Genomic DNA, 15,525 nt, shown 5'->3' on the forward strand with positions numbered 1-15,525 from the left:
CCCCCTCATGAGGTCTACACCACTCGGGGTTCGCGCCCGCAACCCCGCCTGGCCCCCTTTCGCACGCGGCACGCGATCTCTTTCGACGAGTGGACTAGACCTTTTGCGGGGTCCCGCGCGACACTGTCCCCCGTGAGACACGTCATCGCCCTCGATGTGGGCGGCACCGGCATGAAGGCCGCCCTGGTCGCGGCGGACGGCACGCTGCTGCACGAGGCACGCCGCCCGACCGGCCGGGAGCGCGGCCCGGGTGCCGTGGTCGACTCCGTGCTCGACTTCGCCGCGGACCTTCGTACCTACGGCGAAAGCGCTTACGGCGAGCCCGCCGCCGCGGCCGGGGTCGCCGTGCCCGGGCTGGTCGACGAGCGGGCCGGCATCGCGGTCTACTCCGCGAACCTCGGCTGGCGCGACGCGCCCCTGCGCGACCTGCTCACCCGCCGCCTCGACGGCACCCCCGTCGCCCTCGGCCACGACGTGCGCGCCGGCGGCCTCGCCGAGGGCCGGCTGGGCGCGGGGCGGGGCGCCGAGCGCTTCCTGTTCGTGGCGCTGGGCACCGGCATCGCCGGGGCGATCGGCATCGAGGGCCGTGTCGAGGCCACCGAGCTCGGGCACGTCGTCGTCCGCCCCGGCGGCCCGGTCTGCGGCTGCGGCCAGCGGGGCTGCCTGGAGACGGCGGCCTCCGCCGCCGCCGTGGCCCGCGCCTGGGAGGCCGCGGGCGGGAGCCCGGACGCCGGGGCCGCCGGCTGCGCCGCCGCCGTCGAGGCGGGCGACCCCCGCGCGGCGGCCGTGTGGGACGAGGTCGTCGCCGCCCTCGCCGACGGCCTGGTCACCGGGATCACCCTGATGACCCCGGGCACGCTGATCGTCGGCGGCGGGCTCGCCGAGGCCGGCGACACCCTCTTCGCACCGCTGCGGGCCGCCGTCGAGCGGCGGCTGACCTTCCAGCAACTCCCCCTCATCGTGCCGGCGGCCCTCGGGGACACCGCCGGATGCCTGGGCGCAGGGCTGCTCGCCTGGGATCTTCTCTCCGTGGAGGTGACCGCTTGACTGCGGCAACTAGCGTGCTGACCGGTGCCCGTGTGGTGCTGCCGGACGGCGTGGTCGAGGACGGCCGGCTGACCGTCGAGGGCCGCTCGATCGTCGCGAACGACCCGCTCCAGGCGTCCACCCGCGATCTGACGGGGCACTGGATCGTCCCCGGCTTCGTCGACATCCACGTGCACGGCGGCGGCGGCGCGTCCTTCTCCTCCGGTGACGCCGAGGCCGTCCTCACCGGCATCGCGACCCACCGGCGGCACGGCACCACCACCCTGCTCGCCTCGACGGTCACCGGGGACCTGGACGACCTGTCCCGGCAGGCCGCGCTGCTGTCCGAACTGGTCGAGCAGGGCGACCTGGCCGGCATCCACTTCGAGGGGCCGTTCATCTCCCCGCACCGGCGCGGTGCGCACAAGCCCTCGCTGCTGCGCGACCCGCACCCCTCGGACGTCCGCAAGCTGCTCGACGCCGCCCGCGGCACCGCGCGCATGGTGACCCTCGCCCCCGAACTGCCCGGCGGGCTCGACTCGGTGCGGATGCTGGCCGAGCACGGCGTCATCGCCGCCGTCGGCCACACCGACGCCGCGTACGAGGCCACCCTGCAGGCCGTCGAGGCGGGCGCGACCGTGGCGACGCACCTGTTCAACGCCATGCCCGCGCTGCTGCACCGCGCACCCGGCCCGATCGCCGCCCTGCTGGAGGACGAGCGGGTCACCGTCGAACTCATCAACGACGGCGTCCACCTGCACCCGGCCGTCCTGGAGATGGCGTTCCGCAGCGCCGGGGCCGACCGGGTCGCCTTCATCACCGACGCCATGGACGCGGCCGGCTTCGGCGACGGCCGCTACCTGCTGGGCCCGATGGAGGTCGACGTCGTCGACGGCGTCGCCCGGCTCGTCGAGGGCGGCTCCATCGCGGGCTCCACGCTGACCCTGGACACCGCGTTCAAGCGGGCGGTGACCGTGGACGGGCTGCCCGTCGCCGACGCCGTGCGCGCGCTGAGCGCCAACCCGGCGCGGCTGCTGGGCGCGTACGACCGGATCGGCTCCCTGGAGCCGGGCAAGGACGCCGACCTGGTGGTCCTGAACGCGTCGTTCGACCTCGTGGGCGTGATGCGGAAGGGCAGCTGGGTCGTCGAGCCCTGACGGACCCCCGGGCGGCGGGGTCTGTGCCTCCGGGCGTTCCTTTGGCATGATCCCTTCCCATCGCACACGCTGTTCGAAGGGATCATGCGGTGATCGTCACCGTCACGCTGAACGCCGCCATCGACGTGACCTACCGCGTCCCCCGGCTGCGGCCGCACACCACCCACCGGGTGTCGGAGGCCGCGGAACGTCCCGGCGGCAAAGGGCTGAACGTCGCCCGCGTCCTCGCCGCGCTCGGCCACGAGGCCGTCGCGACCGGCTTCGCGGGCGGCGCGTCCGGTGACCGGCTGCGGGCCTGCCTGACGGGGATCGACGGCGTCACGGACGCCCTCGTGCCCACCTCCGGCAGCACCCGGCGGACGGTGGGCGTCGTGGACGAGTCGGGCGGCGACACCACGATGTTCAACGAGCCCGGCCCGACGATCACTTCGCAGGAGTGGGCGGCCTTCCTCGGTACGTACCGCAAGTTCCTGGACGGCGGCGCGGCGCGCGCCGTGGCGCTGTGCGGCAGCCTCCCGCCGGGACTGCCGGTCGGCTGCTACGCCGAACTCGTGCGGGACGCGCGCGCCGCGGGCGTCCCGGTCCTGCTGGACACCAGCGGTGAGCCGCTGCGGCGCGGCCTGGCCGCCCGGCCGGATCTGGTCAAGCCCAACGCCGCCGAGCTGACCGGGCTCACCGGCGCGACAGAGCCCATGCGCGCCGCCCGCGACGCCCGCCGCCGCGGCGCCCGCGCCGTCGCCGCCTCGCTCGGCCCCGACGGGATGCTCGCCCTCGCCGAGGACGGCACCGTGTGGACCGCCCGGCCCCCGGCGCCCGTCCCCGGCAATCCCGCCGGCGCCGGCGACTCCGCCGTCGCCGCCCTGCTCTCCGGGCTCGTCGAGGGCCTCGACTGGCCGCGCCGCCTGGCCCGCGCCGTCGCCCTCTCGGCGGCCACCGTGGCGGCACCGGTCGCGGGCGAGTTCGACCGCGGGGTGTACGAGGACCTGCTGGGGCGGGTCGAGGTGCTGTGCTCGGAGGAGACGGGGCGTTAGCCCTTGTGCTCGCCCTGCTCGACCGAGACCTGGTCGAGGTAGTAGTTGCACTGGTTGCCTGCCTCGCAGGACAGGGCCACCGTGTTCTCGCCCTGCTTCAGCCGGATGTAGCTGTAGGACTTGGTCCAGCCGCCCTCGTAGTCACCAGGCTTGGCGTGCGCGAAGTTCCGCAGGCTCATGGGCCGCTGCTGCTTCTCGCCGTTGACGGTGATCGTGGCGTTCCCGTCGGCGCCCGGCACGGTGTATTCCACGAACAGCGTGTACGCGCCGTCCTCGGGGACGGAGAAGTCCCACGTGGCCGAGGCACCCACGGACTCCATCCCGGCGACGTACTTGCCGCCGGCACCCTTGCCTCCGGAGACGCCGGTGGCGATCGTGGCACCGCCGGCCAGCTTCAGGGTGGCCGCGTCCACGACTCCCGGAACGGTCGCGCTCGCCGAGGCCGAGGGCTCGCCGGAACTGTCGCTCTTGCCGCCGTCGCTGTTCGCGGTCGGCGTGGAGCCGCCGCCCGCCTGCGGGGTCTTGTCGTCACCGCCCGCCATGGCGACGCCGATGCCGATCGCGACGGCGGCGACGACGGCGACGGCACCGATCAGCAGGCCCTTGCTGTTGGGGCCGCCGGGGCGCGGGGACGCGGCGCGCCGGCTGCCGCCGCCGGCCGGTCCCGACGGGCCTGCCGGGCCCTGGGGGAACTGCTGGGTCGCCTGTGCCTGCTGGGGCTGCGGCTGACCGTAGGAGGGCGCCTGCTGACCGTACGCGGGCTGCTGCTGCGGGTAGCCGTAGCCGCCCTGCTGGGACTGCTGCGGCTGCTGCTGGCGCCGCTCACCGACCCGCTGCACCTGGTTGTACGAGGTGCGGGGCACACCGGGCTGGGCAGCAGCCGCCTGACCCGGCTCCTCGCCGTCCTGGCGGTACAGGTACGCGAAGGGGTCGTCACTCCCGGGCTCGGGGGCACCGTTGTTGCCGGCCGTCATCCGCTCTTCACCTTCCACTGCCTGTCACTTGCACAGCACCTATCAGTACCGGGCCATCCGGCAATAGGCGTACGCTCACGCGATGGCCAAATGTTCATGATCGATTCATCCGCGGCCGTCACGGGCGGACACACCTCTGACCACGGCACCCTACCTGGAACCGGTGATGGACCGCTCAACCGTCCGAAGCCCCGGGTTGTGCACATACGGTGGAGACGTGATCGACAGCACAGCCGCGTGGACGGGGTGGCGGGAGGCCACGGAGCGGGCCCTGTACGGCCCGGGAGGCTTCTTCCGCCGGGAGCGCCCGGCCGCCCATTTCCGCACTTCGGTGCATGCCTCGCCGCTGTTCGCGGGGGCCGTCGCCCGGCTCCTGGAGCGCGTCGACGCGGACCTCGGGCACCCCGGCGAGCTGGCCCTGGTGGACGTCGGCGCGGGCGCCGGGGAACTGCTCACGGAGGTGCTCGATGTGGTTCCCGCCACGTTGCGCGCCCGCCTGCGGCCCCACGCGGTGGAGAAGGCCCCGCGACCGGACGGCCTGGACGCCCGGGTGACCTGGTCCGACGAGCTCCCGCGGGGCCTGCGGGGCCTGCTCTTCGCCAACGAATGGCTGGACAACGTGCCGGTCGCGGTGGCGGAGACCGACGCGCACGGTGTGCCCCGCCACGTCCTCGTCCGCGCCTCGGACGGCGCCGAGCGCCTGGGCGACGCGGTGGCCGGGGAGGACGCCGCCTGGCTGCGCCGCTGGTGGCCGGTCGAGGGCGCGGAGGCCGGGACCCGGGCGGAGATCGGCCGCTGGCGGGATTCCGCCTGGGCGGCCGCGGTGGCCTGCCTGGAGGCCGGGCTCGCCGTCGCGGTCGACTACGGCCACGTGGCCGGGGCCCGCCCGCCGTACGGGACGCTCACCGCGTTCCGGGCGGGCCGCGAGGTCTCACCGCCCGTGCCCGACGGCTCCTGCGACATCACGGCACACGTGGCGATGGACGCCTGCGCGGGCCCCGGGGCGGTCCTGCGCACCCAGCGCGAGGCCCTGGGCGCCCTGGGGGTCACCGGGGCCCGTCCGCCGCTCTCCCTGGCCTCCTCCGACCCCGCCGGCTACGTGCGCGCCCTGGCCCGCGCGGGTCAGGCGGCCGAGCTCACCGAGCCGTCCGGTCTCGGCGGCTTCCTCTGGCTGGAGCAGCCCGTGCCGGCCGCCGGGGAAGCTCCGGGGGGCACGCCCCGGGACACGTAAAGGGATGGGAAACTGGGCCCATGACGGAGACCACGATCGGCATCGGCGGCGCGGCCGAGGGCACCGACATGGTGCTGAACATCGGCCCGCAGCACCCCTCGACGCACGGGGTGCTGCGCCTGCGCCTGAGCCTGGACGGCGAGCGGATCGGCTCGGCCGAGCCGGTCATCGGGTACATGCACCGGGGCGCCGAGAAGCTCTTCGAGGCCCGGGACTACCGCCAGATCATCATGCTGGCCAACCGGCACGACTGGCTCTCCGCCTTCTCCAACGAACTCGGTGTCGTGCTCGCCGTGGAGCGCATGCTCGGCATGGAGGTGCCCGAGCGCGCGGTGTGGACCCGCACGCTGCTCGCCGAGCTGAACCGGGTGCTCAACCACCTGATGTTCCTCGGCTCCTACCCCCTCGAACTGGGCGGGATCACCCCGATTTTCCACGCGTTCCGCGAGCGCGAGGACCTGCAGGCGGTCATGGAGGAGGTTTCCGGCGGCCGCATGCACTACATGTTCAACCGCGTCGGCGGCCTCAAGGAGGACCTCCCCAATGGCTGGCACGGCCGGGTCCGGGCCGCCGTCGCCGCCGTGCGCTCGCGCATGGGGACCTTCGACGACCTGGTCCTCGGCAACGAGATCTTCCGCGGCCGCACCCGCGGCGTCGGCGTCCTCGCCGCGCGGGACGTGCACGCGTACGGGGTGAGCGGCCCGATCGCCCGCGCCTCGGGCGTCGACTTCGACCTGCGCCGGGACGAGCCGTACCTGGCCTACGGGGAGTTGGCGGACACCCTGAAGGTCCCCACCCGCACCGAGGGCGACTGCCTGGCCCGCTTCGAGGTGCTGCTGGAGCAGACCCACGTCGCCTTGGACCTCGCCGACGCGTGCCTCGACCGGCTGGCCGAGCTGCCCCCGGGACCCGTCAACCAGCGGCTGCCGAAGGTGCTCAAGGCCCCCGAGGGCCACACGTACGCCTGGACCGAGAACCCGCTCGGGCTCAACGGCTACTACCTGGTGTCCAAGGGCGAGAAGACGCCGTACCGGCTGAAGCTGCGCTCGGCGTCCTACAACAACATCCAGGCGCTCGCCGTACTGCTGCCGGGCACGCTGATCGCCGACATGGTGGCGATCCTGGGCTCGATGTTCTTCGTCGTCGGCGACATCGACAAGTGACCGGCGGGGCGCCTGCGGGCGGCCCGCCGGACGTCGGAAGGCCGGACGTCAGGAGGACTGGGCGCGCAGCTCGCTGAGGTCCAGCTGCTCGGTCTCGTCGTGCACGGTCAGGTCGATGACCTCGGCCTGCTCGGCCACGGCCTCGTCCCCGACGACGTCGGCGAGGTCCGCCCCCGCGGGCGCCGCCTCGCCGGCCGGTTCCAGTTCCTGGGGGCGGGCCTTCTCGTTCTTCGTGCCGAAGAAGTCGAAGCCGCCCTGGGCACGGCTGGCCTGCCGGTTGGGCTTGGCGTACGGCAGCACGGCCGCGGCGACCGCCGGGACGAGCTTGGGCTGGCGCACCGGCAGCGCCGGGGTGTTCCCGCTGCCACTGGTGGTGGCGTCGGCGGGACGCTCACGGACGGCCGGGTCCAGCGCGTGCCTGCCCTGCGGCTCGTCGGTGTCGGTGAGGTCGCGGCGGCGCGCCTCCTCGACGGTGAGCGCGGCCTGCTGGCGGGCGCCGTTGCGCGACAGGTCCCGCAGCGCGGAGGCGGCCCGCAGGTACGCGGCCGGGCTGACCGGCGAGGTGTAGGGCACGGGCAGCGCGGAGCCGACCGCCTTCTTGGCGACGCGGCCGTCCTCCAGGGCGCGGGCCCGCTCGGACTCGGCGGTGGCGTAGCGACGCAGCAGGTCCGCGTGCTCCGTGCGGAGCCGGGCCAGTTCGGCGCGCTTGCCGCGCAGCTTGTTCTCCAGCTTGCCGCGCAGCTCGCGGGAGTCCTCGAGGTCCACCTCGAGCTCCGCGATCCGCTCGTCGGCACGCCACTCGTCGCGCACACGCGCGGTCTTCAGGTCGGCAACCTGCTTGCCGGCGGCGCGGTCCCAGCTGCGCAGCAGGAAGGCGCCGCCACCGGCGACACCGGCCGCCGCGACGACGAACACACGGAGCAGCACCGGATCACCGATCACCAGCGCGCCGACGGCGAGGGCCGCGGCGGAGCCGGCGACCGTCACGGGCGGGAGCAGCCGGTGCAGCGGCTGGGAATGGCGGTGTCGTCCACGGGGCATGGAAGGGAACTTAGCGTGCCCGTGCGTCGTGTGGGGCCGCGGCATCCGATTTCTCACCGAACACACAACGACAAATACGGAGGGCGCTCGCGCGTGCACCAAACGTCACGCGAACGCCCTCCCGCCACCATTTAGTCGATCTTGTCCGTCCGGAACCGTCCGGGACCGTCCGTCGGCCCCGGGGCCTCAGCCCTTCAGCAGGCCCTTCGACTTCAGGTAGTCGGCGGCCACGTCCTCGGGCTTCTTGCGCTCCGCGTCCACCTGCTTGTTCAGCTCGGTGAGGTCGGCCGTGGTCAGCACCTGGGTGAGCTTGTCCAGGGCCGCGGCGACGTCCGCCCCGCCGGCCTCCTTCGCGTTGACGACGGGCAGCACGTTGTCGGCGTTCTGCAGGCCCCTGTCGTCCTCCAGGAGCACCAGGCCGAACTGGTCGAGGGTGGCGTCCGTGGTCGTGGTGAGCACCAGCTGGTCGGTGCCGTCCTTGACGGCCTGCTTGGCCTGGACGGTGCCGACGCCCTTGGTGTCGACCGACGTGACGTCTATGCCGTAGGTCTTCTTCAGGCCGGGCGAGCAGAAGGGGCGGATGGAGCACTCCTCGCCCGCGGCGAGCTTGACCTTGATCTTCGACTTCCCGAGGTCGGACAGGGTCTTGAGGTTGTTCTTCTCCGCGAAGTCCTTGGTGACCGCGAACGCGTTCTGGTCGACCGCCTCACCGGCCGGCAGCACCTTCAGCCCGCGCGGGTCGGCGAGTTCGGTGAGCGCCGTGACGGTGGCGTCGACGTCGGAGGAGGCCACGGGCGCGGCGTCCTTGCCGTTCGCCTTCGCGTTGAGGAATTCCGCGAGCGTGGCCGCGTACTCGGGGACGACGTCTATCTGGCCCTTCTCCAGGGCGGGTTCGTACAGCTCGCGGTTGTCGACCGTCTTGATCGTGGTCTTGTAGCCGGCGTCGGTCAGCAACTGCGCGTACAGCTGCGCGAGGACCGTGCTCTCGGTGAACCCGGCCGAGCCGACGGTCAGGGAACCCTTGCCGCCGCCTGCCGACGAACTGCCCCCTCCCCCGCTCTTCTCCAGGCTGTCGCCGCCGCAGGCCGCCAGGCCGGCGGAGAGGACCGCCACGGCGGCCACGGCGGTGGCGGTGCGCAGGGCCTTGCTCATGAGAACTCCATCTGATGTGTGGGACGGGCAGGTCTTCGGGCGGGTCGGGACTTCCGCGTGGGGGACACCAGGCGCTGCAGCAACAGGAAGACTCCCTCCACCAGCAGGGCGAGCGCGGCCACGAGCACCGCGCCCGCGACCACCTTCGGGGTGTCGTACTGGGCGAAGCCCGCGGTGATGATGCGGCCGAGGCCGCCCTCCCCGGGCAGTGCCGCGAGCGTGGCGGTGGCGACGACCTGGACGGCGGCCGAGCGCACCCCGCTCAGGACGAAGGGCGCGGCGAGCGGCAGCTCGATCCGGCCGAGCAGCTGCCCACCGGTCATCCCCATGCCGCGGGCGGCCTCCACCGCGTCGCGGTCGACCTGGCGCATGCCGACGTAGGTGTTGGTGAGCAGCGGCGGGACGGCGAAGAGGACCAGCGCGAGGATCGTCGGCCAGTGGCTCGCCGACCCCAGGGCGATGATCAGGAGCACGAGCACGGCGAACGTGGGCACCGCGCGACCGACGTTGGACAGGTTGACGGCCAGCGCCCCGCCCTTGCCGAGGTGGCCGAGGAGGATCGCGACGGGCAGCGCCACGGCGCAGGCGATGCCCAGGGAGACGAAGGTCAGGGAGAGGTGCTCGCCGAGCCGCTGCAGCACCCCGTCGGTGCCGGTCCAGTTGGCGCCGGTGGTCAGCCACTCCCACGCGCCGGGGATCACCGCCATCACGCCACCGCCTTCCGGGCACGGCTCCAGGGCGAGAGCAGCCGCTGGAGACCGAGCAGGAGCACGTCCGCGAGGATCGCCAGCACCACGCAGATCGCCGAGGCGGTGAACACCTCGGCCTTGAAGAAGCTGTGCATCCCCGCGTAGATCAGGTTGCCCAGGCCCCCGTAGCCGAGGATCGCGCCGACCGTCGTGAGGGAGACCGTGGCGACCGTGGCGATCCGCACGCCCGCCATCACCGCCGGCAGCGCCAGCGGCAGCTCCACCTCCAGCAGCAGGCGTACCGGGCCGTACCCCATGCCGCGGGCGGCCTCCCGCGCGTCCTCGGGCACGGAGTCCAGGCCGGCGAGGAAGTTCCTGACGAGGATGGTCAGCGAGTAGAGCGTCAGCCCGGTGACGACCACGGCCGCGGAGATGCCGAACACGGGCACGAGCAAGGAGAAGAGCGCGAGCGACGGGACCGTGTAGAGCACGGTCGTCACGCCCAGCACCGGCCCCTCGGCCGCCCGCCAGCGCCGGGCGAGCAGGGCCAGCGGCAACGCGAGCAGCACGCCCGCCGCCACCGACGCCACGGTGATCCACAGATGTTGCACACCCGCGTCCAGCAACTCCTGGCTGCGCGTGCGCACGTACTCACCGCAGATCCAGTCGTTCGCCGCCAGGCAGTCCTGTCCGGCCATGCGATGCCACCTCCCCCGCCCGCTTCAGATCATGCAGGTGAGCGTAAACCCGGCCACCGACATTCCCGGCGTCCCGCCACATCCTCGCAACACCCCCTTCACAACCATCGCCGAGCGTGTACCAAGCTGGGGGGTGAGCCGCACCACCCAGCGCCGACGAGAGGTCCCGATGATCCGCTTCGAGAACGTCACCAAGCGCTACCCCGACGGCACCACCGCCGTCGACGACCTGTCCTTCGACGTGCGCGAGGGCGAACTCGTGACCCTCGTCGGGCCGTCCGGCTGCGGCAAGACCACCACGATGAAGATGGTCAACCGGCTCATCGAGCCCACCGCCGGCCGGATCCTGCTGGACGGCGAGGACATCGCCCGCACCGACCCGGTACGGCTGCGCCGCCGCATCGGCTACGTCATCCAGAACGTCGGGCTGTTCCCCCACAAGACCGTGCTGGAGAACACCGAGACCGTGCCGCACCTGCTCGGCTGGACCCGCGCCAAGCGCCGGGCGCGCGCCGCCGAGCTGCTGGAACTGGTCGGCCTGGACCCGTCCGTGCACGGCTCCCGCTACCCCGAGCAGCTCTCCGGCGGGCAGCGGCAACGGGTCGGTGTGGCGCGGGCACTGGCGGCCGACCCGCCGCTGCTGCTGATGGACGAGCCCTTCGGCGCCGTCGACCCGGTGGTGCGCGAGCGGCTGCAGTCGGAGTTCCTGCGGCTGCAGGAACAGGTGCGCAAGACCGTGCTGTTCGTCACCCACGACATCGAGGAGGCGGTCCGGCTCGGCGACCGCATGGCGGTCTTCGGCCCCGGCCGGATCGAGCAGTACGACACCCCCGCGACCGTGCTCGGTTCCCCCGCCACCCCGTACGTGGCCGACTTCGTCGGCTCCGACCGCGGTCTGAAGCGGCTGTCCGTCACGCCGGTCGAGACCGCCGACCTGGAGCACCCGCCCGTCGTGCGCGCCGGCTCCCCCGCCGCGGAGGCCGCCGCCGTCCTGGCGGAGCAGGGCGACCCCTACGCCGTCGTCCTCGACGACGACGGCGGGCTGCGCGGCTACGTCGCCGCGGGCACCCTCACCTCGGGCACCGTGGCCGACCACACCCGCCGCCTGGAGGCCTGGGTCCCGGTCGGCGCCCCCCTCAAGCGGGCCTTCAGCGCGATGCTCCAGCACGACGCGGGCTGGATAGCCGTCGTCGACGGCGACCGCTTCGCCGGGGTGCTGACCCCGGCGACGCTCCACACCGCGCTGCGCCGTTCGGTCAACGAGGACGGCGACGACGGCGATGTCGAGGACGAGAACGATGACGCGGGGCGGTCGGTGGCGGCCGGGACCGGGCCGGGCGACAATCGCCGGGCCGAACCGGACGCCGAAGCCTCCTGATGCGGAGCGTTCCATGACCACCCCGCGGGACCTGATCATCACCGCCCTGGAACGGGCCGCCGAACGCGCCGTGGAGCCCGGCGACCTCTCCCTCGCCCTCGCCGCGGCCGAGGCCGTCGACCTCCTGGCCGCGGGGGCGGTGGCCCTGGAGGGCGACCGCCTGGTGCCGGGCGGGCACCCGGAGCTCGCCGACCCGCTGCTGGAGGAGGCCGCGGCCGCGCTGGTGCGCCAGGCGCCGTACGAGACCCCCGGCGACTGGCTGTGGCGCAGGGGCCGCGGCCTGGCCGGCGTCTACCTGGCCGCCCTGGAAGCCGGGGGCGAGGTCGTACGGGAACGGCACCGGAGGTGGCTGGTCCGCGACACCCGGACCGTGCTGGGCGACTCCCCCGCCCGGCGCCGCGCGGCGGACCGCCTGGCGGCGGACGAGCCCGTCCTGACCGCCCTCACCGGGGCGCTCGGCCTGCGCGGCGGCCCGGCCACCGACCCGCCCCCCGGGGTGACCGACCCCGCGAAGGCCCGCGTCCTGGCCGCCCTCGACGGCGCGCTGGCCGAGCTGACGGCCGAACGCCGACGGCGCTCCCGGCGACAGGCCGACGCCGCCGCCGAGAACGTCCGGCGCGGCTACTGACAGAGCTAGGCCCGGCCGCCCACCGCGCCGGTGCGGTTGTCGTCCTCGTCCTCGGGGAGGCGGCAGACCCGCTCCAGGAAGATCGCGGCGGCGCAGACCGCGATGCCGGCGATCACCGCGGTGCCCGCGTAGATCGCCTGGTCACGGCGGGGGTCGTTGTCCAGCTGGTACATGACGAGGAAGACGCACGCGCCGCCGTACATGCCCGCGACCAGGGCGGCGACCAGCGCGCTGGCCTGGCCGAAGACCACCGCCCGGGCGGCCAGCAGCGGGTCCACGCCCTTGGCTCCCGGACGCCGCTCGCGCTGCGCGCGCAGCCTGGAGCGCAACGACAGCGCCGTCGCCGCCAGCACGGCGGCGATCAGCGCCAGCACGATCGGCGCGGCCACGGGCACGCCCGGCAGGGTGCCGAGCGAGTCCCAGAGCTTCGCGCCGGCCCAGGAGAGCACTCCGGCCACCACGAACAGTCCGACCAGGGTCCTGATGCGCAGCGCCTTCACCGAGTGCTCGCTCCCCACATCACATCGACGAACGTACCGACGGGATCGTAACGATTACTCCGGCAGCCTGAGTTCCACGTCGCCCCGGGCCCACACGCTCTCCCGGCCCACGCCCGCCAGCAGACCGGCCACCGGCCCCTGTCCGGGCAGCTCCGCCGCGGGGTCGATGTCCAGCCACGGCGCCAGCACGAAGGCCCGCTGGTGCGCCCGCGGATGCGGCAGCGTCAGCTCCGGGTCGTCGGAGACGACGCCCTGGTAGGCCACGATGTCGACGTCGATGGTGCGCGCGCCCCAGCGCTCGGTGCGGGTCCGGGCGAAGGCGTCCTCGATCGCCCGGCCGCGCTCCAGCAGCGAGGACGGCGGCAGCGTCGTCCTGACCAGGACGACGGCGTTGAAGTAGTTCGGCTGCGAGCCCGGCTCGACGCCCCAGGGCTCCGTCTCGTACACCGGCGAGACCTTCTTGACCCGGACGCCCGGGGTGTCCTCCAAGGCGTCCACGGCGCCCTGCAGCGTCTCCAGGCGGTTGCCGAGGTTGCTGCCCAGCGAGATGACGGCGAACTTCGGATTCTGCAGCGTCGAGTCCGCGGCGTCGACCTGCGCGACGACGGAGGCCGGGACCGGCTGCACGGTGGGGTCGTAGCTCACGGGCGCCTCCGGGTGATGGTGACGGACACATCGGCGAACGGGACGGTGATCGGGGCATGTGGCTTGTGCACGGTGACCTCCACCTCCTGGACCAGGTCGTGCTTGAGGACCTGGTCGGCGATCCGCTGGGCCAAGGTCTCGATCAGGTCCACGGGCTCGCCCTCGACGACGGCGGTGACCTCCTCGGCCACGATGCCGTAGTGCACGGTCCTGGTCAGGTCGTCCGTGGCGGCGGCGGGGGCGGTGTCCAGGCCGAGGACGAGGTCCACGAAGAAGTCCTGGCCCTCGCGGCGCTCGTGTTCGAACACGCCGTGGTGCCCGCGGGCCTTCAGGCCGCGCAGCGCGACACGATCCACGATTCACTCCCGCTGGTCGTCGGACGGACGGGCGGGCGCGGTCCGCCCGCCCAGCGGGAGGGGAGGGCCGCTCCGCCCTTACTCGAATGTACCTTCGACCACCGACAGTCCCCAGTACCGGGCACCGAGGCGGCCGACCGCCCCGCGCTTACCCCGGGACGCAGCGGCCTACTCCGGCCTTCACCACTTCTTGGCTCGAACGAGTGGTCAGAAGGCCTCAGGCTGACCCCTCGCCGCCGTTGTCGGCGTCCTCCGCGGCGTCCTCGTCGGCCCCGTCCGCCATCACCGGGGAACCGTGGTGCACCCACAGCCGCCAGCCCTCCGGTGTGCGCCGAAACACATTCGTGGCGACCACCAGGCCGCCCACGAGGGAGCCCATCTCGCCCTCCTCCTCGGCGGGGCCGCCGGTGAGGATGTTCTCGGTGCACGTGACGAGGGCCGTGTCGCCGTCGACCGCCACCTCCACGTCGGTCAGGAAGAACTGGATGTACTCGGTGTTCGCCATGATCAGGGCGTACGAGCGCATCACCTCGCGTCGCCCGCGCAGCACCGGCCAGCCCGGGTGCACCACGGACACCGTCTCCGCCAGCGGGCCGGTCAGCACCAGCTCCTCCAGCGCGTCCAGGTCGGACCGCTCCACGGCGTCGTAGAACGCCTGGTTGGCCTCCTCGACCCGTGCGGCCTCGGCGGTACGCGGCGTCATCCTGTCCCCCCGTCCCTCGTCGTCTGCTCGCGTGCGTCGCTCACCAAGCTCCCTCGTTCGCTTCTCCGCCCGCTCGGCATCCCGCCGCGGGCATCGTCGCCGCCTGCCGCCCGGCGGCCTCGCGTGCGTCGCTCACCAAGCTCCCTCGTTCGCTTCTCCGCCCGCTCGGCATCCCGCCGCGGGCATCGTCGCCGCCTGCCGCCCGGCGGCCTCGCGTGCGTCGCTCACCAAGCTCCCTCGTTCGCTTCTCCCGGCACCCCTCGGCACCCGGTCGGACACCTAGCTCACCGAGCCCCTTCCAGCGCCCGCGCGACCCGTACGGCGTCGGCGCTGTCGTGCACCTCGTGCACCCGGACCGCCCAGGCGCCGCGGCCCGCCACGATGGCGGTGACGGCGGCCGTGGCGGCGTCGCGTTCCCTGGCCGGGGGCGGATCGCCGCCCTCGCCGGCCAGCACACGGCCGAGGAACCGCTTGCGGGAGGCCGCGATCAGCAGGGGGCGGCCGAGGGCCAGCAGGTCCTCGACGTGGGCGATCAGGGTCAGGTCGTGTTCAGCGTTCTTCGCGAAGCCCAGGCCCGGGTCGAGGACGATCCGCTCCGGGTCGATGCCGCCCGCCACCGCGTGCTCGAAGCTGCGCCGCAGCTCGGTGGTGACCTCGCCGACGACGTCCCGGTAGACCGCCCGGTTGTTCATGTCGATGCTCTGGCCGCGCCAGTGCATCACGATGAACGGGCTGCCCGTCGCCGCGACGACCGGGATCATCGCCGGGTCCGCCAGTCCACCGCTGACGTCGTTGACCAGCGCCGCGCCCGCCTCGACCGCCTTCTCCGCGACCGTGGCCCGCATCGTGTCGACGCTCACCACGACCCCGGCTCTGGCCAGCTCGCGGACGACCGGGACCACCCGGCGCAGTTCCTCCGCCTCGTCCACCCGCGCCGCGCCCGGACGGGTCGACTCACCGCCGACGTCCACCAGGTCGGCACCGGCCGCGACGAGGTCCAGACCGTGCTTCACCGCCAGGTCCGTGTCGAACCAGTCGCCGCCGTCGGAGAACGAGTCCGGCGTGACGTTGACCACGCCCATGACCGCGCACCGGTCCCAGGACGGCAATCCGGCCACGTGGCCGCGCATCGTACCCATGGGGCCAGCCTAGA

At 73.6% G+C, this 15,525-nt stretch carries 17 protein-coding genes; 7 read left to right on the forward strand and 10 right to left on the reverse strand.

Translation table 11 applies throughout. From position 1 onward, the window contains the following. Positions 1–132 precede the first annotated feature (132 nt). From PV350_RS13310 to PV350_RS13320, 3 genes are all read left to right on the forward strand, one after another. Positions 133–1,047 (forward strand): ROK family protein, encoded by a 915-nt coding sequence (locus tag PV350_RS13310; protein ID WP_500322740.1) that lies wholly within the window; start codon positions 133–135, stop codon positions 1,045–1,047. Beyond that, positions 990–2,183: an N-acetylglucosamine-6-phosphate deacetylase gene (gene nagA / locus PV350_RS13315; protein ID WP_500333881.1), complete on the forward strand. Its 1,194-nt coding sequence runs from the start codon at positions 990–992 to the stop codon at positions 2,181–2,183. Before PV350_RS13310 ends, nagA begins: the two co-directional genes overlap by 58 nt. A gap of 89 nt (positions 2,184–2,272) precedes the next feature. Continuing rightward, positions 2,273–3,214, forward strand: coding sequence for a 1-phosphofructokinase family hexose kinase (locus PV350_RS13320; protein WP_500333883.1), 942 nt, complete (start codon positions 2,273–2,275; stop codon positions 3,212–3,214). Here the strand turns inward: PV350_RS13320 and PV350_RS13325 are convergent. After that, on the reverse strand, positions 3,211–4,188 hold the full coding sequence (locus PV350_RS13325; RefSeq protein ID WP_499512507.1) for a carbohydrate-binding protein: 978 nt from the start codon (positions 4,186–4,188) through the stop codon (positions 3,211–3,213). The genes PV350_RS13320 and PV350_RS13325 overlap by 4 nt on opposite strands. Positions 4,189–4,405: 217 nt before the next feature. On the opposite strand from PV350_RS13325, the gene PV350_RS13330 reads away from it, so the two are divergent. Beyond that, positions 4,406–5,419 (forward strand): SAM-dependent methyltransferase, encoded by a 1,014-nt coding sequence (locus tag PV350_RS13330; RefSeq protein WP_500333885.1) that lies wholly within the window; start codon positions 4,406–4,408, stop codon positions 5,417–5,419. Positions 5,420–5,439: 20 nt separating this feature from the next. Beyond that, entirely contained in the window at positions 5,440–6,582 is a 1,143-nt protein-coding gene (locus PV350_RS13335) for an NADH-quinone oxidoreductase subunit D (protein WP_500333886.1), read from the forward strand. Positions 6,583–6,630: 48 nt separating this feature from the next. On the opposite strand, the gene PV350_RS13340 is transcribed toward PV350_RS13335, so the two are convergent. The 4 genes from PV350_RS13340 to PV350_RS13355 all read right to left on the reverse strand — a co-directional run bounded on the left by PV350_RS13340 (position 6,631) and on the right by PV350_RS13355 (position 10,162). After that, a complete protein-coding gene (locus tag PV350_RS13340) occupies positions 6,631–7,623 on the reverse strand; it encodes a hypothetical protein (RefSeq protein WP_499512510.1) in 993 nt (330 codons plus the stop codon). Between the two features lie 186 nt (positions 7,624–7,809). Beyond that, the gene (locus PV350_RS13345; protein ID WP_499512511.1) at positions 7,810–8,775 is read right to left on the reverse strand and encodes an ABC transporter substrate-binding protein; all 966 of its coding nucleotides are present in this window, start codon (positions 8,773–8,775) and stop codon (positions 7,810–7,812) included. Next, positions 8,772–9,482, reverse strand: coding sequence for an ABC transporter permease (locus PV350_RS13350; RefSeq protein WP_499512512.1), 711 nt, complete (start codon positions 9,480–9,482; stop codon positions 8,772–8,774). Before PV350_RS13350 ends, PV350_RS13345 begins: the two co-directional genes overlap by 4 nt. Then, on the reverse strand, positions 9,482–10,162 hold the full coding sequence (locus PV350_RS13355) for an ABC transporter permease (protein ID WP_499512513.1): 681 nt from the start codon (positions 10,160–10,162) through the stop codon (positions 9,482–9,484). Before PV350_RS13355 ends, PV350_RS13350 begins: the two co-directional genes overlap by 1 nt. Before the next feature lie 169 nt (positions 10,163–10,331). On the opposite strand from PV350_RS13355, the gene PV350_RS13360 reads away from it, so the two are divergent. Beyond that, complete coding sequence (locus PV350_RS13360) at positions 10,332–11,540, forward strand: ABC transporter ATP-binding protein (RefSeq protein ID WP_499516873.1); 1,209 nt, start codon at positions 10,332–10,334, stop codon at positions 11,538–11,540. A gap of 13 nt (positions 11,541–11,553) precedes the next feature. Then, a complete protein-coding gene (locus PV350_RS13365) occupies positions 11,554–12,168 on the forward strand; it encodes a GPP34 family phosphoprotein (protein WP_499512514.1) in 615 nt (204 codons plus the stop codon). A gap of 5 nt (positions 12,169–12,173) precedes the next feature. Here the strand turns inward: PV350_RS13365 and PV350_RS13370 are convergent, their stop codons facing one another. The 5 genes from PV350_RS13370 to folP all read right to left on the reverse strand — a co-directional run bounded on the left by PV350_RS13370 (position 12,174) and on the right by folP (position 15,511). Beyond that, positions 12,174–12,668, reverse strand: a complete 495-nt coding sequence (locus tag PV350_RS13370; protein WP_499516874.1) for a DUF3180 domain-containing protein — start codon at positions 12,666–12,668, stop codon at positions 12,174–12,176. Between the two features lie 54 nt (positions 12,669–12,722). After that, positions 12,723–13,313 carry a 2-amino-4-hydroxy-6-hydroxymethyldihydropteridine diphosphokinase gene (gene folK, locus PV350_RS13375; protein ID WP_499512515.1) on the reverse strand — a complete coding sequence of 197 codons (591 nt, stop codon included), beginning with the start codon at positions 13,311–13,313 and terminating at the stop codon, positions 12,723–12,725. Next, positions 13,310–13,669, reverse strand: coding sequence for a dihydroneopterin aldolase (gene folB, locus PV350_RS13380; RefSeq protein WP_499512516.1), 360 nt, complete (start codon positions 13,667–13,669; stop codon positions 13,310–13,312). Before folB ends, folK begins: the two co-directional genes overlap by 4 nt. Before the next feature lie 217 nt (positions 13,670–13,886). Continuing rightward, complete coding sequence (locus PV350_RS13385) at positions 13,887–14,372, reverse strand: nuclear transport factor 2 family protein (protein WP_499512517.1); 486 nt, start codon at positions 14,370–14,372, stop codon at positions 13,887–13,889. 284 nt (positions 14,373–14,656) lie between these two features. Beyond that, positions 14,657–15,511, reverse strand: coding sequence for a dihydropteroate synthase (gene folP / locus PV350_RS13390; protein ID WP_499512518.1), 855 nt, complete (start codon positions 15,509–15,511; stop codon positions 14,657–14,659). Positions 15,512–15,525 lie beyond the last annotated feature (14 nt).

The organism is Streptomyces sp. PA03-6a (assembly GCF_033792765.1).
Lineage (GTDB): Bacteria > Actinomycetota > Actinomycetes > Streptomycetales > Streptomycetaceae > Actinacidiphila.

What these genes read in the sequence shown, in the direction of transcription:
- nagA (WP_500333881.1), top strand. Translation starts at nt 990, where the DNA reads ATGCCTGGGCGCAGGGCTGCTCGCCTGGGATCTTCTCTCCGTGGAGGT.
- PV350_RS13325 (WP_499512507.1), bottom strand. Translation starts at nt 4,188, where the DNA reads ATGACGGCCGGCAACAACGGTGCCCCCGAGCCCGGGAGTGACGACCCC.
- PV350_RS13335 (WP_500333886.1), top strand. Translation starts at nt 5,440, where the DNA reads ATGACGGAGACCACGATCGGCATCGGCGGCGCGGCCGAGGGCACCGAC.
- PV350_RS13340 (WP_499512510.1), bottom strand. Translation starts at nt 7,623, where the DNA reads ATGCCCCGTGGACGACACCGCCATTCCCAGCCGCTGCACCGGCTGCTC.
- PV350_RS13345 (WP_499512511.1), bottom strand. Translation starts at nt 8,775, where the DNA reads ATGAGCAAGGCCCTGCGCACCGCCACCGCCGTGGCCGCCGTGGCGGTC.
- PV350_RS13350 (WP_499512512.1), bottom strand. Translation starts at nt 9,482, where the DNA reads ATGGCGGTGATCCCCGGCGCGTGGGAGTGGCTGACCACCGGCGCCAAC.
- PV350_RS13355 (WP_499512513.1), bottom strand. Translation starts at nt 10,162, where the DNA reads ATGGCCGGACAGGACTGCCTGGCGGCGAACGACTGGATCTGCGGTGAG.
- PV350_RS13360 (WP_499516873.1), top strand. Translation starts at nt 10,332, where the DNA reads ATGATCCGCTTCGAGAACGTCACCAAGCGCTACCCCGACGGCACCACC.
- PV350_RS13365 (WP_499512514.1), top strand. Translation starts at nt 11,554, where the DNA reads ATGACCACCCCGCGGGACCTGATCATCACCGCCCTGGAACGGGCCGCC.
- PV350_RS13385 (WP_499512517.1), bottom strand. Translation starts at nt 14,372, where the DNA reads ATGACGCCGCGTACCGCCGAGGCCGCACGGGTCGAGGAGGCCAACCAG.
- folP (WP_499512518.1), bottom strand. Translation starts at nt 15,511, where the DNA reads ATGGGTACGATGCGCGGCCACGTGGCCGGATTGCCGTCCTGGGACCGG.